We start from the raw sequence: 21,926 nt of genomic DNA on the forward strand, positions 1-21,926 counted from the left end.
GGCTCTGTTGATTCCGGCGGTGCCAATGGACGTTTCTTACCTGCTCGATAGCCTCAATGACGAACAGCGCCAGGCTGTGGCCGCGCCACGCAGCAACATGTTGGTTCTGGCAGGCGCGGGGAGTGGTAAAACGCGCGTGCTTGTGCACCGTATCGCCTGGTTACTGACGGTAGAGAACAACTCGCCGTACTCGATTATGGCGGTAACCTTTACCAACAAAGCGGCGGCGGAAATGCGCCACCGTATTGGTCAGATCATGGGAACCAGCCAGGGCGGTATGTGGGTGGGTACGTTCCACGGTCTGGCGCACCGTCTGCTGCGCGCGCACCATATGGATGCCAACCTGCCGCAGGATTTCCAGATCCTCGACAGCGAAGACCAGTTGCGTCTGCTCAAGCGCCTGATCAAGGCGATGAACCTGGATGAGAAGCAGTGGCCGCCGCGTCAGGCGATGTGGTTTATCAATAGCCAGAAAGACGAAGGGCTGCGCCCGCACCATCTGCAGAGCTATGGCAACCCGGTTGAGCAAACCTGGCAGAAGGTTTATCAAGCCTATCAGGAAGCGTGTGACCGCGCCGGGTTGGTGGATTTCGCCGAGCTGCTGCTGCGCGCCCATGAACTGTGGCTCAACAAGCCGCATATCCTGCAGCACTATCGCGAACGCTTTACTAATATCCTGGTGGACGAATTCCAGGATACCAACAACATTCAATACGCCTGGATCCGCCTGCTGGCGGGCGATACCGGTAAAGTGATGATCGTGGGTGATGACGACCAGTCGATCTACGGCTGGCGCGGGGCGCAGGTGGAAAACATCCAGCGCTTCCTCACCGATTTCCCGGGCGCAGAAACTATTCGCCTGGAGCAGAATTACCGCTCGACCAACAATATCCTCAGCGCAGCTAACGCCCTGATTGAGAACAACAACGGGCGTCTGGGTAAAAAGCTGTGGACCGACGGCGTCGACGGTGAACCGATCTCGCTGTACTGCGCGTTCAACGAGCTCGATGAAGCGCGCTTTGTCGTTAACCGCATCAAGACCTGGCAGGACAACGGCGGTGCGCTGGAGCAATGCGCTATTCTTTATCGCAGCAACGCCCAGTCGCGCGTGCTGGAAGAGGCATTGTTACAGGCCAGCATGCCGTATCGGATTTATGGCGGGATGCGCTTCTTCGAACGCCAGGAAATCAAAGATGCTCTCTCCTACCTGCGCCTGATCGCTAACCGTAATGATGACGCGGCGTTTGAGCGCGTAGTAAATACGCCGACGCGCGGGATTGGCGATCGTACTTTAGATGTGGTGCGCCAGACCTCCCGTGACCGCCAGCTAACGTTGTGGCAGGCTTGTCGTGAGCTGTTGCAGGAAAAAGCCCTCGCGGGTCGCGCTGCCAGCGCCTTACAGCGTTTTATGGAACTGATTGATGCCCTGGCGCAGGAGACCGCCGATATGCCGCTGCACGTGCAAACTGACCGGGTGATTAAAGACTCCGGGCTGCGCATGATGTACGAGCAGGAAAAAGGCGAGAAGGGCCAGACGCGTATCGAAAACTTAGACGAACTGGTGACGGCAACGCGCCAGTTCAGCTACAACGAGGAAGATGAAGACTTAATGCCACTGCAGGCGTTCCTGTCTCACGCCGCGCTGGAGGCGGGCGAAGGGCAGGCGGATACCTGGCAGGATGCGGTTCAGCTGATGACCCTGCACTCGGCGAAAGGTCTGGAGTTCCCGCAGGTGTTTATCGTCGGCATGGAAGAAGGCATGTTCCCCAGCCAGATGTCGCTGGACGAAGGCGGACGTCTCGAAGAGGAACGCCGCCTGGCCTACGTCGGCGTGACCCGCGCGATGCAAAAGCTGACGCTGACCTACGCCGAAACACGTCGTCTGTACGGCAAAGAGGTTTACCATCGCCCGTCGCGCTTTATTGGTGAACTGCCGGAAGCGTGTGTTGAAGAGGTACGTCTGCGCGCCACGGTCAGCCGCCCGGTAAGCCATCAGCGAATGGGCACGCCAATGGCGGAAAACGATACCGGCTACAAACTTGGCCAGCGCGTGCGCCATGCCAAGTTTGGCGAGGGCACCATTGTCAATCTGGAAGGCAGCGGCGAGCACAGTCGTTTGCAGGTCGCGTTCCAGGGGCAGGGAATTAAATGGCTGGTGGCGGCCTATGCCCGACTGGAAACGGTATAACTTTCAGAAAAATATCATTATTTTGTAACGATCTGCTAGCCTTACTGATGAGCAGGTAATTTATCCAGGCTAGCGTTTCGTTGCGTGTTGACGTCAAAATTTTGCTGGCGTAACATGCGCGCACGATTACGCTAAGAGGACATTCGCCTTGGACACACCCAGTAGATACTGGCTCATTATCCTGTCATCCAGGATCAACTCCTAAGGCTATCCCTTTTTGCTGATAGCCTTCGCGGTTGTCAGCGACCTTCTGTTTTTTCCCGTCGCGCTGAGTCAGGCTGTTTAATGGTCTGAAACCCAATTTGTTTCTGTGTGCCCTCCGAACTGTCCGATAATTTTTTGCATTGGGAGTCCCGGTCATGCTGAGCGCATTTCAACTGGAAAACAATCGTTTAACTCGCCTTGAGGCAGACGAGATCGAGCACCTGGCCAGTTCGGTTTGGGTCGATTTAGTCGAGCCGGATGACGAAGAACGAAACCGTGTGCAAAAGGACTTGGGCCAGAATCTGGCTACGCGCCCTGAACTGGAAGACATCGAAGCATCCGCGCGTTTTTTTGAAGACGAAGACGGTCTGCACATTCACTCCTTCTTCTTTTATGAAGACGCCGACGATCACGCGGGTAACTCAACCGTCGCATTTACTATTCGCGAAGGCCGTCTGTTTACCCTGCGCGAGCGCGAATTGCCGGCCTTTCGCCTGTACCGCATGCGTGCGCGTAACCAGGCGATGGTGGATGGCAATGCCTACGAGCTGTTGCTCGACCTGTTCGAAACCAAAATTGAACAGCTGGCGGATGAGATCGAAAACATCTACAGCGACCTGGAAAAACTCAGCCGTGTGATCATGGAAGGGCGTCAGGGCGATGAATATGACGAAGCGCTGTCGACGCTGGCGGAACTGGAAGATATCGGCTGGAAGGTACGTCTGTGTCTGATGGATACCCAGCGCGCACTGAATTTCCTGGTGCGTAAAGCGCGGTTGCCGGGCAGTCAGCTGGAGCAGGCGCGTGAGATCCTGCGCGATATCGAATCTCTGCTGCCGCACAATGAATCGCTGTTCCAGAAGGTTAACTTCCTGATGCAGGCGGCGATGGGCTTTATTAACATTGAGCAGAACCGCATCATCAAGATCTTCTCGGTGGTCTCCGTGGTGTTCCTGCCGCCGACGCTGGTGGCGTCCAGCTATGGGATGAACTTTGAGTTCATGCCGGAACTGCACTGGAGCTTTGGTTATCCTGGGGCGATTGTCTTTATGATGCTCGCCGGTCTGGCGCCGTATCTGTACTTTAAGCGCAAGAACTGGCTGTAATGGCGGTGACTTATCCGGCCTACGGTGATGTGCTTTTGTAGGCCGGATAAGCGAAGCGCCATCCGGCAATGCCCTAGCTCCGACGTACCCGTCGTTGCGTATAAATCGCATCCATCACGAAAATCGCCAGCGCGACCCAGATAAACGCAAATGTGACCATTTTATCCGTTCCTGGGACTTCACCGTAGAAGGTGACGGCCAGCAGGAACATCAGCGTAGGGCCAATGTACTGGAAGAAACCCAGCGTCGACAAACGCAGGCGGGTTGCCGCGCCGGTAAAGCACAGCAGCGGTATGGTGGTCACGACACCCGCAGCAATCAGCAGCAGATTGAGCAACATCGGATTTTGCCCCATATGGCTGGTTGGGCTGTCGGCAATGCCAAACAGATAGATGGCTGCAACGGGTAAAAGCCACAGGGTTTCGATCAGCATGCCGGTTTGTGCTTCGACCGCAATCTTCTTGCGCACCAGACCATAGAAAGCAAAGCTGAACGCCAGTCCCAGCGCGATGATTGGCAGCGATCCAAAGGTCCACAGCTGTACCAGCACGCCGCAGGCGGCTAATAGTACCGCCAGCCACTGCATGCGACGAAAGCGTTCGCCGAGGAAAAGCATTCCCAGCACAATATTCACCAGTGGGTTAATAAAATAGCCGAGGCTGGCTTCCAGCATATGGTGATTATTGACCGCCCAAATGAACAGCAGCCAGTTTCCGCCGATGAGCACCGCCGAGAGCGCCAGCAGGAAGATCTTCTTTGGCGTTTGGAGCAATGTTTTGACACCCGACCACTGGCGGCTGATGCTCATCAGCACCACCATGAAGAAAAATGACCAGATGACGCGGTGCGTCAGGATCTCATCTGCCGGGACATAGTAAATCAGCTTGAAGTAGGCAGGAGCGATACCCCAAATAAAATAAGCAGCAAGAGCGAGTAACACGCCCTGCCGCGTTTGTTTAGCATCCATCGGGAAAACTCATTGCAGAAATGTAACAGCAGTTTACCTTTTTTTGGCCGCTTACCCCACCATATAAGTGGCGGTTGCGCTGGCAATATAAAGCTGATCTTCGTTATGCAGTTCCACGCGAGCCACGGCGACTTTATTACCCGCCCGCAGCAGGCTGCTGGTGGCGGTAAAGCGGTTCCCTCTCCCTGGGCGCAGGTAATCAACGCGCAAATCGATGGTTCCCATGCGTGACATCCGCTGACGCAGTTCGTCTTCGCTGATCGTTTCATGGCGAGTCAGCGTACTCCCAACGCACACCAGCCCGGCGGCGACGTCCAGCGCCGAGGCGATCACGCCGCCATGCAAAATGCTTTGCGCCCAGTTGCCGACCATCATCGGTTGGTTATTAAAGGCTAATTGAGCAAATTCTTTCTCATAGCGTTCAAGCTCCAGTCCCAGCGCCCGGTTAAACGGCATATGATAGACAAACATTTCACCCACTAACTTCAGCGCTTCCTCAGCAGTAAGTACGGCAGACATACGATCCCTACATCTCAATGGTTAATGAAGTGTTGATATTATGATTATTATTTGTTGTTTTCTACTTTAGGACGGGATGATTAACGAGGAACTCGCTAAGTATGTATACCCGTCATACTTCAAGTTGCATGTGCGTTGGCAGCGTCTGCTCACCCCAGTCACTTACTTTAGTAAGCTCCTGGGGTGAGCAGACTTGCCGCCTTCCTGCAATTTGAATTATTTAGGGTATAGAATACTTGTCAGAAAATTATACAATTCATCAATATTTTGGTTCAGGAGAACAGTACTGATGCGGGCGATTCTGGGATGGTTACTACCAGCAGTCATGCTGCCGTTGACCGCGTATGCGCAGGAAGCGACAGTGAAAGAGATCCATGATGCACCAGCAGTGAGAGGCAGTATTATCGCCAACATGCTGCAGGAGCATGACAACCCTTTCACGCTTTATCCCTATGACACCAACTATCTTATCTACACCAATACCAGCGACATGAACAAAGAGGCGATCAGCAGCTATAGCTGGTCCGAAAATGCGCGCAAAGATGAGGTTAAGTTTCAGCTAAGCCTGGCGTTTCCGCTCTGGCGCGGGATATTAGGCCCGAATTCGGTACTCGGTGGTTCCTATACCCAGAAGTCCTGGTGGCAGCTTTCGAACAGTGAAGAGTCTTCCCCGTTTCGCGAAACCAACTACGAACCGCAATTGTTCCTCGGTTTCGCCACCGACTATCGCTTTGCCGGTTGGACGCTTCGTGATGTCGAAATGGGTTATAACCATGACTCCAACGGCCGCTCCGATCCGACTTCACGTAGCTGGAACCGTCTTTATACTCGTCTGATGGCTGAAAATGGTAACTGGCTGGTGGAAGTTAAGCCGTGGTACGTCATCGGCAGCACTGACGATAACCCGGATATCACAAAATATATGGGCTACTATCAGCTTAAACTGGGTTATCACCTCGGTGACGCCGTCTTAAGTGCGAAAGGTCAGTACAACTGGAATACCGGTTACGGCGGCGCTGAGTTGGGTGTCAGTTACCCCATTACGAAGCATGTGCGTCTTTACACCCAGGTTTACAGCGGTTACGGCGAATCGCTGATTGACTATAACTTCAATCAGACCCGTGTTGGTGTGGGCGTGATGCTCAACGATATCTTCTGATAAGTATTGAGAGTATTTTAATCATTGCAGTTTCTCTCTCAGGCGCTGAAAATAGCGCCTGTTTTTATTTCAGGCTAATGGGGTTAATGTGGCGCAGGCGGAAGTGTTGAATCTGGAAATGGGCGCTAAGCAGGTTTTGCAAGAAACCTTTGGCTACCAACAGTTTCGCCCTGGTCAGGAAGAAATCATTGATACCGTGCTCTCCGGTCGCGACTGCCTGGTCGTTATGCCGACCGGTGGCGGTAAATCCCTGTGCTATCAAATTCCCGCATTATTGCTCAACGGGCTCACCGTTGTTGTTTCTCCGCTGATTTCCTTGATGAAGGATCAGGTCGATCAACTGCTGGCCAACGGCGTGGCGGCGGCGTGCCTTAACTCTACTCAAAGTCGTGAGCAGCAGCTTGAGGTGATGGCAGGCTGTCGTACAGGACAGATTCGCTTACTGTACATTGCGCCCGAACGCCTGATGCTGGATAACTTCCTTGAGCATCTGGCGCACTGGAATCCGGTGCTGCTGGCGGTTGATGAAGCGCACTGTATTTCGCAGTGGGGGCATGATTTCCGCCCCGAATACGCTGCGCTGGGCCAGTTACGTCAGCGTTTCCCAACCCTACCGTTTGTGGCGCTGACCGCGACCGCGGATGAGACAACCCGGCTGGACATTGTGCGTCTGCTGGGACTCAACGACCCGTTAATTCAGATCAGCAGCTTTGACCGCCCGAACATTCGCTACATGTTGATGGAGAAGTTTAAGCCGCTCGATCAACTGATGCGCTATGTGCAAGAGCAGCGCGGTAAGTCCGGCATTATCTACTGTAACAGTCGCGCTAAAGTAGAAGACACCGCCGCGCGCCTGCAAAGCCGTGGCATCAGCGCCGGGGCTTATCATGCGGGGCTGGAAAATGCCGTACGCGCCGAGGTGCAGGAGAAATTCCAGCGTGATGACCTGCAAATCGTGGTGGCGACCGTGGCGTTCGGTATGGGGATCAACAAACCTAACGTACGCTTCGTGGTGCATTTCGACATTCCGCGCAATATCGAATCCTATTACCAGGAAACCGGCCGCGCGGGGCGTGATGGCCTACCGGCGGAAGCGATGCTGTTTTACGATCCGGCTGATATGGCATGGCTACGCCGTTGCCTCGAAGAGAAACCCGCTGGGCAACTGCTGGATATCGAACGGCATAAGCTCAATGCGATGGGGGCGTTTGCCGAGGCGCAAACCTGTCGTCGCCTGGTGCTGCTGAACTATTTTGGCGAAGGGCGTCAGGAGCCGTGTGGTAACTGCGATATCTGTCTTGACCCGCCAAAACAGTACGACGGACTCATGGATGCGCGCAAAGCGCTGTCGACGATTTACCGTGTTAACCAACGCTTCGGCATGGGGTACGTCGTGGAAGTGCTGCGCGGAGCGAATAACCAGCGTATTCGCGAACTGGCTCATGACAAACTGCCTGTCTATGGCATTGGTCGCGAGCAAAGCCACGAACACTGGGTGAGCGTTATTCGCCAGCTTATTCACCTGGGCCTGGTGACGCAGAATATTGCTCATCACTCCGCGTTACAGTTAACTGAAGCCGCGCGTCCGGTGCTGCGCGGTGAAGTTCCACTACAGCTTGCGGTACCGCGTATTGTGGCGCTGAAACCGCGTGCGATGCAGAAATCCTTCGGCGGCAACTATGACCGCAAACTGTTCGCCAAATTGCGTAAGCTGCGTAAAGCCATTGCCGATGAAGAGAACATCCCGCCGTACGTGGTGTTCAACGACGCCACGCTGATTGAAATGGCCGAACAAATGCCAGTTTCACCGAGTGAAATGCTGAGCGTCAACGGCGTGGGAATGCGTAAACTTGAGCGTTTCGGTAAAGAGTTTATGGCGCTTATTCGCGCACACGTTGATGGTGACGACGAAGAGTAGTCAGCCGGGCAAAAAAGTGCCAGGATGGTGACTCACTGAACTATTCCCCCGCGAGTCATTTTTATGTTAACGCTATTTTTCACCGTTGCGTTGGTGCACATCGTTGCGCTGATGAGTCCCGGTCCCGATTTCTTTTTTGTTTCTCAAACTGCCGTTAGCCGTTCGCGCAAAGAAGCGATGATGGGCGTGCTGGGTATTACCTGTGGCGTCATGGTCTGGGCAGGCGTGGCACTGCTCGGCCTGCATCTGATTATCGAAAAAATGGCCTGGCTGCACACCATTATTATGGTCGGTGGGGGGCTGTATCTGTGCTGGATGGGTTACCAGATGCTGCGCGGCGCGTTTAAAAAACAGGATGTTGCAGCTCCCACTCCGCAGGTGGAGCTGGCGCAGAGCGGACGCAGCTTCTTGAAAGGTCTGCTGACCAACCTGGCGAACCCTAAAGCCATTATCTATTTTGGCTCCGTCTTCTCATTGTTCGTTGGCGATAACGTGGGAACGGGCGCGCGTTGGGGGATTTTTGCTCTGATTATCGTGGAAACGCTGGCGTGGTTTACCGTGGTCGCCAGCCTGTTTGCGCTGCCGAAAATGCGCCGCGGCTATCAGCGTCTGGCGAAGTGGATTGATGGTTTTGCTGGCGCGCTGTTCGCGGGTTTCGGCATCCACCTGATTATTTCGCGCTAAGTTTGTTACCCGCCTGGGAGCCCCAGGCGGAGTACGGTTTATTGCGCAAGCTTCTGTAATTCATCCTTCGAAAGGCCGGTCATTTCCATAATCGCATCGGTATCCAGACCTCGCTTGAGCATTGCTTTTGCTACATCAGTGAGGGCAATGCGTTTGCCCTCTTCACGTAGTTGATCCGCCATTGTCATCAGTTTGTCTCCATGCTGCGGCACACGCTGTGCCAGCTTATACAGTAATGTCTGAACATCTTGTGTATTCCCTGCTTGCACCATGTAGTTTACCAGCACGGTTATTTGTTGTCCGCTCATCTTCTCCAGCATAAACAGGCGGGTAAGTTTATCCAGCAGCTGTGCCATGTCGCGCTGGCGAATATGCTTTTGCACTAATGTCAGCGCCGCCATACTGCGATGCTGCATGATTTCATCATCTGGAATAACCGTCACATCCACCAACGGAAACGGTGTGCTGTAAAGTTGAAGGGCGGTTCCCGAATCCTCAAAGTGATCCAGCCAGTTCATTGAGCCTTGCCATGGGCTTTGCTTGCCATGGTAAAAGAGCACTGGAATCACCAGCGGTAGAGTGTCGTTTCCAGCCTCAAGATGACGCTGCATCGCTGCGATAGCGTAGCGCATCAGGCGAAATGACATATGCTTGTCAGGTGAGCTTTGATGCTCGATAAGCACATGTACATAGCCATGCCCGCTGGTGGTTTCCAGTGAGTAGAGAATATCGCTGAAATAGGGGCGCAGATCGTTCTCCACAAAACTGCCTGATTCCAGACGGAGCGTTTCCAGTTTGCAGATTTTGATTAACGAGGGAGGAAGATGAAGTTCGATAAAGTCCCGCGCGGTTTCCACGCGGGAGAGGAAGGTCTTAAATACTGCGTCATGGGGTGTCGTTGCTTCCGCCATCGTCCATCATCCGTGAGAAGTGAGAGTGGCGGCATTCTGACTCTGGTATTCAACACCTAACAGCGCAGAATAAAAGACTTTTCCTCCTTTGCGGCTAAGTATGGAAAGTCATATTCAGACGCTCATACTGTTAGCATTTCTTTGCGAGTGCCGTTCCATTTGCTAGGCATGCCTTGCCGATGCCAGCAGGGCGCCTATCAGCATAAACAGTGAACCAAACACTTTGTTCAGCGCCTTCATTTGCTTTGGCCCTTTAATCCAGCCAGCAATGCGCGTGGCCAGCGTCGCGTAACCGATCATCACAATGATATCGACCACAATGGTCGTGACGCCAAGCACCACGTACTGCATCAGTTGCGGTTCCTGCGGCAGGATAAACTGCGGGAACAGAGCGGCAAGAAAAACAATGCTTTTGGGGTTGGTCAGATTCACAAAGACCGCACGTTTGAACAGGCGGCTACGCGATTGTGTATTCGCCATGGTGTTCAGATCGATAGCACCCGCCGCGCGCCATTGTTGAATACCCAGCCAAATCAGATAGGCCGCTCCCGCCCACTTCAGCACCTCAAATGCGATCACCGAACGTGAAAATAGCGTTCCCAGCCCCACACCTACCAAAATGATATGAATGCCAAGCCCGGTCTGCAAACCGGCAATAGAGGCGCTGGCGCCACGATAGCCGTGACTGATGGCGGTGGTCATGGTGTTGATTGCGCCTGAGCCCGGAGACAAGCTCAAAATAATAGAGGTCAGCAGGTAGGCGAACCACCATTCAAAGGTCATGAGAAACTCCCGGATTGTCTATTTTTATGCCACAATACGCTACTGCCGTTAGGTTGTGTCAGCGACGGCGAAAAAAACGATTTTACTTGGTCAGCGAGGCTGGATACCCGATGTTTCAGCAGCAAAAAGACTGGGAAACAAGAGAAAACGCGTTTGCTGCTTTTTCCATGGGGCCACTGACAGATTTCTGGCGTCAGCGGGAAGAAGCGGAATTTACGGGCGTGGATGATATCCCCGTACATTTTGTGCGTTTTCATGCAGAAAAAAACGATCGCGTCATCGTCGTCTGTCCTGGACGCATTGAAAGCTACGTGAAATACGCTGAACTGGCGTATGACCTGTTTCATTCTGGTTTTGACGTGCTCATTATCGATCACCGTGGCCAGGGGCGTTCCGGGCGTATGCTGTCAGATCCGCATCGCGGGCATGTCGATAACTTTAATGACTATGTTGACGATTTAACCGCCTTCTGGCAGCAGGAAGTGCTACCCGGTCCGTGGAGAAAACGCTATATACTGGCGCATTCTATGGGCGGAGCGATTGCCACATTGTTCCTGCAGCGCCACCCGAATCAGTGTGATGCCATCGCGCTTTGCGCGCCGATGTTTGGTATTGTGATGCGCTTTCCCGACTGGATGGTGCGCCATATTCTGGACTGGGCTGAAGGGCATCCGCGCATCCGTGAAGGCTATGCGATGGGAACCGGTCGCTGGCGGGCGCTGCCATTCGGTATGAATGCGCTCACCCATAGTCGACAGCGCTATCGGCGTAACCTACGCTTCTACGCAGATGATCCGCGGTTGCGCGTTGGCGGTCCTACCTATCACTGGGTGCGTGAAGGCATTCAGGCGGGCGAACAGGTTCTGGCTGGCGCGGGAGACGACGCGACGCCGACGCTGCTGATTCAGGCCGAAGAAGAGCGTGTAGTGGATAACCGCATGCACGATCGTTTTTGTGAACTCCGCGCTGTAGCAGGCCATCCGGTAGAAGGAGGTCAGCCGCTTGTCATAAAAGGCGCGTACCATGAGATCCTTTTCGAAAAGGACGCAATGCGCTCAGTCGCGCTTAACGCTATTGTTGATTTTTTCAACAGGCATAACTCATCCAGCGGAACTCGCTTTTCCTAGAGGTTTAATTTTCTTATGTATCAGGTTGTTGCGTCTGATTTAGACGGTACGCTGCTTTCTCCCGACCATACTTTGTCCCCTTATGCCAAAGAGACGCTAAAACTACTGACGGCTCGCGGTGTTCACTTCGTGTTTGCCACCGGTCGTCATCATGTTGATGTGGGGCAAATTCGCGATAACCTCGGCATTAAAACCTACATGATCACCTCCAACGGCGCGCGGGTGCATGATTCTGACGGGAATCTGGTGTTTTCCCATAACCTGGATCGCGACATTGCCAGCGACCTGTTTGGTGTAGTGAATGCCAACCCGGATATCGTGACCAACGTTTATCGCGATGATGAGTGGTTCATGAACCGCCACCGCCCGGAAGAAATGCGTTTCTTTAAAGAGGCGGTATTCAATTATTCACTGTTTGAACCTGCGCTGCTGGAGCCGGATGGCGTCAGCAAAGTGTTTTTCACCACTGATTCTCACGAAAGGTTGCTGCCGCTGGAACAGGCGATTAACGCTCGCTGGGGCGATCGCGTCAATGTCAGCTTCTCTACGCTTACCTGTCTGGAAGTCATGGCGGGCGGCGTGTCGAAAGGTCATGCGCTGGAAGCGGTAGCGAAAGCGATGGGCTATAGCCTGAAAGACTGTATCGCTTTTGGCGACGGGATGAACGACGCGGAAATGCTCTCCATGGCGGGCAAAGGCTGCATCATGGGTAATGCCCACCAGCGCCTGAAGGATCTGCATCCGGAGCTGGAAGTCATCGGACTCAACGCCGACGATGCCGTGCCGCACTACCTGCGCGATCTCTTTTTAAAGTGATTGTTCTTTAGTTGACCAGTTGTCAACTAAACTCTCCGCTACAATGGATGTTCCCTGTTCTAAGAGGCATCCATTGTGGCGCTACTCATCATTACCACTATTTTGTGGGCCTTTTCCTTCAGCCTGTTTGGCGAATACCTTGCCGGTCATGTCGATAGCTATTTTGCAGTGCTGGTGCGCGTTGGACTCGCGGCGCTGGTGTTCCTGCCTTTTTTACGCACCCGCGGGCACAGCGTAAAAACGATCGCGCTGTATATGCTGGTGGGGGCCATGCAGCTTGGCATTATGTATATGCTGAGTTTTCACGCCTATCTGTACCTGACGGTTTCAGAACTGCTGCTCTTTACCGTGCTGACGCCGCTCTATATTACGCTGATTTATGATCTGATGAGCGGACGTCGTCTGCGCTGGAGTTATGCCTTTAGTGCGTTACTGGCGGTGATTGGCGCGGGGATTATTCGTTACGATCAGGTAACCAGCCACTTCTGGACCGGCCTGCTGTTGGTGCAGCTTTCCAACATTAGTTTTGCCATCGGTATGGTGGGCTACAAGCGTCTGATGGAAACCCGCCCAATGCCACAGCACAACGCTTTTGCCTGGTTTTACATGGGCGCCTTTATGGTGGCGGTCGTCGCCTGGTTCATGCTGGGCAATGCGCAGAAAATGCCTGCAACCACGCTACAGTGGGGAATTCTGGTCTTTCTTGGCGTGGCGGCATCCGGCATTGGTTACTTTATGTGGAACTACGGTGCGACCCAGGTGGATGCCGGTACGTTGGGCATCATGAACAATATGCATGTGCCGGCCGGGCTGTTGGTCAACCTGGCCATCTGGCATCAACAGCCTCACTGGCCAAGCTTCATCATTGGCGCGGCTGTGATAGTGGCCTCACTGTGGGTACATCGAAAGTGGGTCGTTCCGCACTCCGCACAAACGGCAGATGATCGCAGGCGTGATTCCGCGCTGAGCGAATAAACGCTTCTGTTACCGGCTGGCGCTGCTCGCCATCACGCACGGCGGCGTACAGTCGGCTCCACAATCCATCGCCCAGGGTTTTGGTCACTACCAGGCCCTGGCGTTCAAAACTCTCCACCACCCAATGCGGTAACGCCGCGATGCCCATTCTGGCTGCAACCATCTGAATCAGCAGCAGGGTATTATCCACGCTCTTCAGCGACGGGCTAACGCCTGCGGGCTGCAGGAAATGTCGCCAGACATCCAGTCGACTCCGTTGCACCGGGTAAATAAGCAGCGTCTCGCTGGCTAAATCTTCCGGCGTGATTTGCGTTTTGCTGGCTAACGGGTGATCCGGCGCCAGTACCAGGCGGACTTCAAAATCGAACATCGGCGAATAGTGCAGTCCGCTGCGCGGCAGAATGTCGGAGGTTAACACCAGATCCAGCTCATCCTGCTGTAGCGCCGGTTGCGGATCGAACGTCACGCCGGATTTAAAGTCCATCTCCACCTGCGGCCAGTTGGCACGAAAATTCTCCAGCGCGGGCGTCAGCCACTGGATACAGCTGTGGCATTCAATCGCGATTCGCAGCCGGGTTTGCTGTGGTTCGTTGCAGGCCTGCAGCGCACGACCAATTTGCGGCAACACCTGATTGGCTAACTGCAGCAGGATTTCTCCCTGCGGCGTAAAGCGCAGAGGCTGGCTTTTACGGACAAAGAGTCGAAAGCCAAGGCGCTGCTCCAGATCGCTGAACTGGTGAGAAAGAGCGGATTGGGTCTGATGCAACGTCGCCGCGGCGGCTGCCAGCGAACCACTATTCCGCAACGCCTGGAGCGTTTTCAGGTGTTTAATCTCGATCATGAAAGTCCTTCACTTCGGCATGAACAAATTGCGCTTGAGGAATATACAGTAACCGCCAATTATGGATGTGTAAACATCTGGACGGCTAAAATCCTTCGTCTTTTAAATTTATGGTGCGTTGGCTTCGTTTCCCCACCCCAGTCACTTACTTCAGTAAGCTCCTGGGGATGAGTAAACTTGCCGCCTTCCCTAAATTCAAAATCCATAGGATTTACATATAATTAGAGGAAGAAAAATGACAATATTGAATCACACCCTCGGTTTCCCTCGCGTTGGCCTGCGTCGCGAGTTGAAGAAAGCGCAAGAAACCTACTGGGCGGGAAATTCCTCCCGTGAAGAATTGCTGGCCGTTGGCCGCGAGCTGCGTGCCCGCCATTGGGAGCAGCAGAAGCAGGCGGGCGTTGACCTGCTGCCGGTGGGCGATTTTGCCTGGTACGATCACGTGCTGACCACCAGCCTGCTGCTCGGCAACGTTCCGGCCCGTCATCAGAATAAAGACGGCTCGGTCGATATCGATACCTTATTCCGCATTGGCCGTGGCCGCGCACCGACCGGTGAGCCAGCGGCGGCAGCAGAAATGACCAAATGGTTTAACACCAACTATCACTACATGGTGCCAGAGTTCACCAAAGGTCAGCAGTTCAAACTGACCTGGACGCAACTGCTGGACGAAGTAGACGAAGCGCTGGCACTCGGGCACAAGGTGAAACCTGTGCTGCTGGGGCCGGTAACTTACCTGTGGCTGGGGAAAATGAAAGGCGAACAGTTTGACCGCCTGAGTCTGTTGAACGACATTCTGCCGGTTTACCAGCAGGTGCTGGCTGAGCTGGCAAAACGGGGTATTGAGTGGGTGCAGATTGATGAACCTGCTCTGGTGCTGGAACTGCCGCAAGCATGGCTGGATGCCTTTAAACCGGCTTATGACGCCCTGCAGGGCCAGGTGAAACTGCTGCTGACCACCTACTTCGAAGGCGTAACGCCAAACCTGGATATCATTACCGCGCTGCCGGTGCAGGGGCTGCACGTTGACTTCGTGCATGGCAAAGATGATGTCGCCGAGTTGCACAAACGTCTGCCTGCCGACTGGCTGCTGTCAGCGGGTCTGGTGAACGGCCGCAACGTCTGGCGCGCCGATCTCAGCGAAAAATACGCGCAAATTAAAGATATCGTCGGGAAGCGTGACCTGTGGGTGGCTTCTTCCTGCTCCCTGCTGCACAGCCCCATCGATCTCAGCGTGGAAACCCGCCTTGATGCAGAAGTGAAGAGCTGGTTTGCCTTCGCCCTGCAAAAATGCGGCGAGCTGGCGCTGCTGCGTGATGCGTTGAACAGCGGTGATACGGCGGCAATTGTCGAATGGAGCGCACCGATTCAGGCTCGTCGTCACTCTACCCGTGTCCATAACGCCGCAGTGGAAAAACGCCTGGCGGCGATCACCGCTCAGGACAGCCAGCGCGCCAACGCCTATCCGGTTCGCGCCGAGGCGCAGCGTGCCCGCTTTAATCTGCCGGCATGGCCGACCACGACTATCGGCTCATTCCCGCAAACCACCGAAATTCGCGGTCTGCGTCTGGACTTCAAAAAGGGCAACCTGGATGCCGGTAACTACCGCACCGGTATCGCGGAACATATCAAACAGGCGATCATTGAACAGGAACGTCTGGGTCTCGACGTGCTGGTACACGGTGAAGCCGAGCGTAACGACATGGTGGAATACTTTGGTGAGCATCTGGACGGCTTCGTCTTTACCCAGAACGGTTGGGTGCAGAGCTACGGTTCTCGCTGCGTGAAGCCACCGGTTGTTATTGGCGACGTCAGCCGTCCGGAAGCGATTACCGTTGAGTGGGCGAAGTATGCCCAGTCGCTGACCGACAAACCGGTAAAAGGCATGCTGACCGGACCGGTGACCATTCTCTGCTGGTCATTCCCGCGTGAAGACGTGACGCGTGAAACCATCGCGAAGCAGATTGCGCTGGCGCTGCGTGACGAGGTAGCTGATCTGGAGGCGGCGGGGATCGGCATCATTCAGATTGACGAACCGGCACTGCGCGAAGGTCTGCCGCTGCGCCGCAGCGACTGGGCGGCGTATCTGGAATGGGGCGTGGAAGCCTTCCGCATTAACGCGGCGGTGGCGAAGGATGAAACCCAGATCCACACCCACATGTGTTACTGCGAGTTCAACGACATCATGGACTCCATTGCGGCGCTGGACGCGGACGTGATCACTATTGAGACTTCACGTTCTGATATGGAGTTACTGGAGTCATTCGAAGAGTTCGACTATCCGAACGAAATCGGGCCGGGCGTCTACGACATTCACTCGCCGAACGTCCCGAGCGTGGAGTGGATTGAAGCTCTGCTGAAGAAAGCCGAGCAGCGTATTCCGGCTGAACGTCTGTGGGTGAACCCGGACTGCGGTCTGAAAACGCGCGGTTGGCCGGAAACCCGCGCCGCGCTGGCAAACATGGTTAAAGCGGCGCAGAATCTGCGTCAGGCGTAAAAACAAAACGGAGGCTGATGCCTCCGTTTTGTTTATTGGTTTGCCTGGCGGGAATTATTTCTTCCCACCGTATTGCGCGAACCACTCCAGCATTCTCTGCCATCCATCCTTAGCGGACTCTTCGTGGTAACTTGGGCGATAATCGGCGTTGAACGCATGCCCGGCATCGGGATAGACCACGATTTCCGCTTTCGCATTGGCGGCGCGTAGCGCCTGACGCATTGTTTCAACGGTATCTTGTGGAATGCTGGTATCCTGGCCGCCATAAAGTCCCAAAACGGGAGCGTTCAGATCGGTTGCGATATCAACGGGATGTTTCGGCGAGTTGAGGGTTTTATCACCCACCAGTTTGCCATACCACGCCACGGCCGCTTTTAACTGTGGATTGTGTGCGGCATACAGCCAGGTAATGCGCCCGCCCCAGCAAAATCCGGTGATCATCAGTTGGTGCGCATTTCCCCCGTTGCGGGAGGCCCAACTGGCGACGTGATCCAAATCGGCCAGTACCTGAGAGTCAGGCACTTTGGCGACGAGGCCGCTTAGAAGCGTCGGGATATCGGCAAAGTCATTGGGATCGCCTTCGCGAAAATAGAGTTCGGGTGCGATAGCCAGATATCCTTCCAGCGCCAGTCGACGGCAAACATCACGAATGTGCTCATGAATACCAAAAATCTCCTGCACGACAATGATGACGGGCAGCGGACCATCAGTCTGTTGCGGCCGTGCGTAATACGCAGGCATATCATCGCCTTGTGATGGTATTGATGTCACTCCAGCGATAATCGCGTTATCCGGAGTGTGAACCGTCGTGGACGCCGGTGGGGATACAGCAGGTGCAAAACCAGATTGTCGTGTTGTCATGGTATTCTCCGTACCCTTAAATATTCAGCCAAAAAGCGCATTGTTAACTATAGACACATGCAACGAACCACATTGCCTTAAACGGGCTATCTTTTGTGCAGGGCTTCCTTACATCGCATCATTTATGTGATGCGTATCACTATTTCATGGTAATTGAATGCAATTGATTTACATCATAGTGATGACTGTCACGAAAATATGTTCATGCCTTCGGTAAAGTGTGTTTTTGCTTCTTCTGACAAAACCGATTCACAGAGGAGTTTTTATGTCTAAGTCTGATGTTTTTCATCTCGGCCTCACTAAGAGCGATTTACAAGGGGCTACGCTTGCTATCGTCCCTGGCGACCCGGAGCGTGTGGAAAAGATCGCCGCGCTGATGGATAAGCCGGTTAAGCTGGCATCTCATCGCGAGTTCACTACCTGGCGTGCTGAGCTGGATGGTAAAGCCGTGATCGTTTGCTCTACCGGTATCGGCGGCCCGTCAACCTCTATTGCCGTTGAAGAACTGGCACAGCTGGGCATTCGTACCTTCCTGCGTATCGGTACGACTGGCGCTATCCAGCCGCATATCAACGTGGGTGACGTACTGGTCACCACGGCGTCTGTCCGTCTGGACGGCGCAAGCCTGCACTTCGCGCCAATGGAGTTCCCGGCTGTTGCAGACTTCGAGTGCACCACCGCGCTGGTGGAAGCGGCGAAATCTATCGGCGCTACTACCCACGTTGGCGTTACCGCGTCTTCTGATACCTTCTACCCGGGCCAGGAGCGTTACGACACCTTCTCTGGTCGCGTCGTGAGCCGTTTCAAAGGCTCAATGGAAGAGTGGCAGTCTATGGGCGTTATGAACTACGAAATGGAATCTGCCACGCTGCTGACCATGTGTGCAAGCCAGGGTCTGCGTGCTGGTATGGTCGCGGGTGTTATCGTGAACCGTACTCAGCAAGAGATCCCTAATGCGGAAACGATGAAACAAACGGAAAGCCACGCGGTGAAAATCGTGGTAGAAGCCGCACGTCGTTTACTGTAATTCTCCCGTCTATTCAAAAAGGCCGACTCGTTCGGCCTTTTTATTTTGCGTAGTACCTCGCAGGAAATACCTTTTAAACTGGACGTTTATACAGCACAATTCTATTTTGTGCGGGTAAGTCGTTGCTGTAAGGGGGTGTTGTGGATATTCCAATTTTGATGAGTGCCGTGCTGGCATTAGCTGCAGGGCTGCTGGTGGGTTGGCTGGCGACAAAAGCGCACGCCGACAGGATCCGTGCCGATCTCATCGAAGAACGACGAGAATTGGATATCGCGCTAAGCGCCGCCCGGCAACAACTCTCACAGGAAGCCCACTGGCGTGATGAGTGCGAACTGCTGAATAACGAACTCCGCAGCCTGCACAGTATCAATACCTCACTGGAGGCCGATCTCCGTGAAGTCACTACCCGGCTGGAAGCAACGCAACAGCATGCGGAAGATAAAATTCGCCAGATGATCAACAGCGAACAGCGCCTGAGCGAACAGTTTGAGAATCTGGCGAACCGTATTTTCGAGCACAGCAATCGCCGCGTAGATGAGCAAAATCGCCAAAGCCTGAACAGCCTGCTGGCACCGCTTCGCGAACAACTGGACGGTTTTCGCCGCCAGGTTCAGGATAGCTTTGGTAAAGAGGCTCAGGAGCGCCATACCCTGGCGCACGAAATTCGTAATCTCCAGCAACTGAACGCGCAGATGGCACAGGAAGCGGTAAACCTGACGCGGGCATTAAAAGGCGATAACAAAACACAGGGAAACTGGGGAGAGGTCGTACTCACGCGGGTGCTTGAGGCTTCCGGTCTGCGCGAAGGCTATGAATACGAAACCCAGGTTAGCATCGAGAATGATGTGCGCTCGCGGATGCAACCGGACGTTATTGTCCGATTACCACAGGGCAAAGATGTGGTGATCGACGCGAAAATGACGCTGGTTGCCTATGAACGCTATTTTAACGCTGAAGATGAATTCACCCGTGAGAGTGCGTTGCAGGAGCATATCGCCTCCGTGCGAAACCATATTCGTCTGCTGGGGCGCAAAGATTATCAACAGCTTCCGGGGCTGCGTACGCTTGACTATGTGCTGATGTTTATCCCCGTTGAGCCTGCTTTTTTACTGGCGCTCGACAGGCAGCCCGAACTGATTACCGAAGCGCTTAGAAATAACATTATGCTGGTCAGTCCCACTACGCTGTTGGTGGCATTGCGCACGATCGCCAACCTGTGGCGCTACGAGCATCAGAGTCGTAATGCGCAACAAATTGCCGATCGGGCCAGTAAACTTTATGACAAGATGCGATTGTTTGTGGATGATATGTCGGCAATCGGCCAAAGCCTGGATAAAGCCCAGGATAATTACCGACAGGCGATGAAAAAACTCTCTTCCGGTCGTGGAAACGTCCTGTCGCAGGCAGAAGCCTTCCGTGGCTTAGGGGTGGAAATTAAGCGTGAGATTAATCCTGAGCTGGCTGAACAAGCCACTACCCAGGATGAAGAGTACCGTTTGCGCTCGGTCCCTGAGACGCAACAAGATGAGCCTTACCCCGATGATGAAACGGTAAATCAGCAATCAAGCTAGTCCATTTGGGGTAGTTGAACCCGGCAGAAGGGTAGGGCAAATTGGCCCAATCTGTTACACTTCTCGAACATTTTTTGAATGAGCAGGCACTGAGATGGTGGATAATTCACAAGAAACGACGCACTTTGGCTTTCAGACCGTCGCTAAAGAGCAGAAAGCTGACATGGTGGCCCACGTTTTTCATTCTGTGGCCTCTAAATATGACGTTATGAATGACTTAATGTCATTCGGCATTCATCGTTTGTGGAAGCGCTTCACCATTGACTGCAGTGGCGTGCGTCGCGGACAAACCGTTCTCGATTTGGCTGGCGGTACCGGCGATCTGACGGCGAAATTCTCTCGCATGGTAGGCGAAACCGGCAAAGTTGTGCTGGCGGATATCAATGACTCAATGCTCAAAATGGGTCGCGAAAAGCTGCGCAATATTGGTGTGGTGGGTAACGTTGAGTACGTTCAGGCGAATGCGGAAGCACTACCTTTCCCTGACAACACGTTTGACTGCATCACCATCTCTTTCGGTCTGCGCAACGTTACGGATAAAGACAAAGCATTACGCTCTATGTATCGCGTGTTGAAGCCGGGCGGACGTCTACTGGTGCTGGAATTCTCCAAGCCGATTATCGAACCTCTGAGCAAAGCCTACGACGCATACTCTTTCCACGTTCTGCCGCGCATTGGCTCCATGGTAGCAAGCGATGCAGACAGTTATCGCTATCTGGCGGAATCCATCCGCATGCATCCCGATCAGGACACCTTAAAAGCAATGATGCAAGATGCCGGGTTCGAAAGCGTTGATTACTACAACCTGACGGCAGGTGTCGTTGCGCTGCATCGTGGCTACAAGTTCTGACAGGAGATTGGGGATGCCTTTAAAACCCTTAGTGACCGCAGGCGTTGAAAATCTGCTCAACACCTTTCTGTACCGTTCTCCTGCGCTGAAATCGGCCCGAACGCGTTTGCAGAGTAAGGTGCTGCGTTTTGACCTGAAAGGATTTTCGACGTCGCTAGTCCTGGTATTCAGTGAGCGCCAGGTCGATGTGCTGGGGGCATGGGAAGGCGAAGCCGATTGCACCGTGATTACACATGCCAGCGTGTTACCGAAACTACGCGATCGGCAGCAACTCACCACGCTTATTCGCAGCGGCGAACTGGAAGTGCAGGGCGATATTCAGGTGGTGCAGAACTTTGTGGCTCTGGCTGACCTAGCGGAATTCGACCCTGCAGAGCTATTAGCTCCTTATACCGGTGATATCGTCGCGGAAGGTGTTAGCAAAGTCCTGCGCGGTGGCGCGAAGTTCCTGCGTCATGGCATTCAACGTCAGCAACGTTATGTTGCTGAAGCGATCACCGAAGAGTGGCGTATGGCCCCTGGCCTGCTTGAAGTTGCATGGTTTGCGGAAGAAACGGCAGCGGTTGAGCGAGCGGTCGAATCTCTGGCCAGACGGCTGGAAAAACTGGAGGCCAAATGACGCCAGGAGAAGTACGGCGCCTTTATTTCATCATTCGCACTTTTTTAAGCTACGGTCTTGATGAACTCATCCCTAAAATGCGTATTACGCTGCCGCTCCGTCTGTGGCGTTACACATTGTTTTGGATGCCAAACCGACATAAAGATAAGCCGCTGGGTGAAAGGCTGAGACTGGCTTTGCAGGAATTGGGGCCGGTATGGATCAAATTTGGTCAAATGCTCTCCACCCGTCGAGATCTGTTTCCGCCGCACATCGCCGATCAGTTGGCCCTGTTGCAGGATCGGGTTGCTCCATTCGATGGGC

The 21,926-nt window shown here is 53.9% G+C and carries 20 protein-coding genes and 1 pseudogene; 15 read left to right on the forward strand and 6 right to left on the reverse strand.

Going from position 1 to position 21,926, the window contains the following annotated elements; translation table 11 throughout:
- The first annotated feature begins 25 nt into the window (after window positions 1–25).
- The 3 genes from uvrD (at window position 26) to corA (ending at window position 3,498) form a co-directional block, all read left to right on the forward strand.
- A complete protein-coding gene (uvrD, locus tag JTI85_RS01635; protein WP_003017922.1) occupies window positions 26–2,188 on the forward strand; it encodes a DNA helicase II in 2,163 nt (720 codons plus the stop codon).
- A gap of 148 nt (window positions 2,189–2,336) precedes the next feature.
- Window positions 2,337–2,393 carry a YsgD/CorL family protein gene (gene ysgD / locus JTI85_RS01640; protein WP_212723238.1) on the forward strand — a complete coding sequence of 19 codons (57 nt, stop codon included), beginning with the start codon at window positions 2,337–2,339 and terminating at the stop codon, window positions 2,391–2,393.
- Between the two features lie 154 nt (window positions 2,394–2,547).
- Window positions 2,548–3,498, forward strand: coding sequence for a magnesium/cobalt transporter CorA (corA, locus tag JTI85_RS01645; RefSeq protein ID WP_003017920.1), 951 nt, complete (start codon window positions 2,548–2,550; stop codon window positions 3,496–3,498).
- Between the two features lie 73 nt (window positions 3,499–3,571).
- Here the strand turns inward: corA and rarD are convergent, their stop codons facing one another.
- Both rarD and yigI read right to left on the reverse strand, forming a co-directional pair.
- Window positions 3,572–4,465, reverse strand: coding sequence for an EamA family transporter RarD (gene rarD / locus JTI85_RS01650; RefSeq protein ID WP_142878775.1), 894 nt, complete (start codon window positions 4,463–4,465; stop codon window positions 3,572–3,574).
- Window positions 4,466–4,516: 51 nt separating this feature from the next.
- Window positions 4,517–4,984, reverse strand: a complete 468-nt coding sequence (gene yigI, locus JTI85_RS01655; RefSeq protein WP_115644217.1) for an acyl-CoA thioesterase YigI — start codon at window positions 4,982–4,984, stop codon at window positions 4,517–4,519.
- 289 nt (window positions 4,985–5,273) lie between these two features.
- Between yigI and pldA the strand changes: the two genes are divergently transcribed.
- The 3 genes from pldA (at window position 5,274) to rhtC (ending at window position 8,745) form a co-directional block, all read left to right on the forward strand.
- On the forward strand, window positions 5,274–6,143 hold the full coding sequence (gene pldA / locus JTI85_RS01660; RefSeq protein ID WP_003017916.1) for a phospholipase A: 870 nt from the start codon (window positions 5,274–5,276) through the stop codon (window positions 6,141–6,143).
- An 88-nt stretch (window positions 6,144–6,231) separates the two neighbouring features.
- The gene (gene recQ, locus JTI85_RS01665; protein ID WP_003844630.1) at window positions 6,232–8,061 is read left to right on the forward strand and encodes an ATP-dependent DNA helicase RecQ; all 1,830 of its coding nucleotides are present in this window, start codon (window positions 6,232–6,234) and stop codon (window positions 8,059–8,061) included.
- 63 nt (window positions 8,062–8,124) lie between these two features.
- Window positions 8,125–8,745, forward strand: coding sequence for a threonine export protein RhtC (gene rhtC / locus JTI85_RS01670; RefSeq protein WP_003828942.1), 621 nt, complete (start codon window positions 8,125–8,127; stop codon window positions 8,743–8,745).
- Between the two features lie 38 nt (window positions 8,746–8,783).
- Here rhtC and JTI85_RS01675 read toward each other — a convergent pair whose 3' ends face one another.
- Window positions 8,784–9,656: an Rpn family recombination-promoting nuclease/putative transposase gene (locus JTI85_RS01675; RefSeq protein ID WP_200045137.1), complete on the reverse strand. Its 873-nt coding sequence runs from the start codon at window positions 9,654–9,656 to the stop codon at window positions 8,784–8,786.
- Window positions 9,657–9,818: 162 nt separating this feature from the next.
- Entirely contained in the window at window positions 9,819–10,439 is a 621-nt protein-coding gene (rhtB, locus tag JTI85_RS01680) for a homoserine/homoserine lactone efflux protein (RefSeq protein WP_048214083.1), read from the reverse strand.
- Window positions 10,440–10,549: 110 nt separating this feature from the next.
- Here rhtB and pldB point away from each other — a divergent pair, with 110 nt between their 5' ends.
- The 3 genes from pldB to JTI85_RS01695 all read left to right on the forward strand — a co-directional run bounded on the left by pldB (window position 10,550) and on the right by JTI85_RS01695 (window position 13,357).
- Entirely contained in the window at window positions 10,550–11,566 is a 1,017-nt protein-coding gene (pldB, locus tag JTI85_RS01685) for a lysophospholipase L2 (protein ID WP_199954902.1), read from the forward strand.
- A gap of 15 nt (window positions 11,567–11,581) precedes the next feature.
- A complete protein-coding gene (gene yigL / locus JTI85_RS01690) occupies window positions 11,582–12,382 on the forward strand; it encodes a sugar/pyridoxal phosphate phosphatase YigL (RefSeq protein ID WP_048214085.1) in 801 nt (266 codons plus the stop codon).
- A gap of 75 nt (window positions 12,383–12,457) precedes the next feature.
- The gene (locus JTI85_RS01695; protein ID WP_003017909.1) at window positions 12,458–13,357 is read left to right on the forward strand and encodes a carboxylate/amino acid/amine transporter; all 900 of its coding nucleotides are present in this window, start codon (window positions 12,458–12,460) and stop codon (window positions 13,355–13,357) included.
- Here the strand turns inward: JTI85_RS01695 and metR are convergent.
- The gene (metR, locus tag JTI85_RS01700; protein ID WP_040230083.1) at window positions 13,245–14,198 is read right to left on the reverse strand and encodes an HTH-type transcriptional regulator MetR; all 954 of its coding nucleotides are present in this window, start codon (window positions 14,196–14,198) and stop codon (window positions 13,245–13,247) included. The two genes, JTI85_RS01695 and metR, sit on opposite strands and share 113 nt — an antisense overlap.
- 235 nt (window positions 14,199–14,433) lie before the next feature.
- Here metR and metE point away from each other — a divergent pair, with 235 nt between their 5' ends.
- Window positions 14,434–16,695 (forward strand): 5-methyltetrahydropteroyltriglutamate--homocysteine S-methyltransferase, encoded by a 2,262-nt coding sequence (gene metE, locus JTI85_RS01705; protein WP_219352027.1) that lies wholly within the window; start codon window positions 14,434–14,436, stop codon window positions 16,693–16,695.
- 54 nt (window positions 16,696–16,749) lie between these two features.
- Here metE and JTI85_RS01710 read toward each other — a convergent pair whose 3' ends face one another.
- A complete protein-coding gene (locus tag JTI85_RS01710; RefSeq protein ID WP_219352028.1) occupies window positions 16,750–17,556 on the reverse strand; it encodes a dienelactone hydrolase family protein in 807 nt (268 codons plus the stop codon).
- Between the two features lie 265 nt (window positions 17,557–17,821).
- On the opposite strand from JTI85_RS01710, the gene udp reads away from it, so the two are divergent.
- The 5 genes and pseudogenes from udp to ubiB form a co-directional block, all read left to right on the forward strand.
- Complete coding sequence (gene udp, locus JTI85_RS01715) at window positions 17,822–18,583, forward strand: uridine phosphorylase (protein ID WP_003017903.1); 762 nt, start codon at window positions 17,822–17,824, stop codon at window positions 18,581–18,583.
- A 158-nt stretch (window positions 18,584–18,741) separates the two neighbouring features.
- Window positions 18,742–20,154, forward strand: a complete 1,413-nt coding sequence (gene rmuC, locus JTI85_RS01720; RefSeq protein ID WP_233605626.1) for a DNA recombination protein RmuC — start codon at window positions 18,742–18,744, stop codon at window positions 20,152–20,154.
- Between the two features lie 94 nt (window positions 20,155–20,248).
- Window positions 20,249–21,004 carry a bifunctional demethylmenaquinone methyltransferase/2-methoxy-6-polyprenyl-1,4-benzoquinol methylase UbiE gene (gene ubiE / locus JTI85_RS01725; RefSeq protein ID WP_003017897.1) on the forward strand — a complete coding sequence of 252 codons (756 nt, stop codon included), beginning with the start codon at window positions 20,249–20,251 and terminating at the stop codon, window positions 21,002–21,004.
- Between the two features lie 13 nt (window positions 21,005–21,017).
- On the forward strand, window positions 21,018–21,623 hold the full coding sequence (gene ubiJ, locus JTI85_RS01730) for a ubiquinone biosynthesis protein UbiJ (protein ID WP_061066929.1): 606 nt from the start codon (window positions 21,018–21,020) through the stop codon (window positions 21,621–21,623).
- Window positions 21,620–21,926 (forward strand): annotated as a pseudogene (ubiB, locus tag JTI85_RS21175) (ubiquinone biosynthesis regulatory protein kinase UbiB); the annotation flags it as partial. The gene ubiJ and the pseudogene ubiB, both read left to right, overlap by 4 nt.

The organism is Citrobacter sp. Colony219, from assembly GCF_019382635.1.
Taxonomy (GTDB): domain Bacteria; phylum Pseudomonadota; class Gammaproteobacteria; order Enterobacterales; family Enterobacteriaceae; genus Citrobacter; species Citrobacter youngae.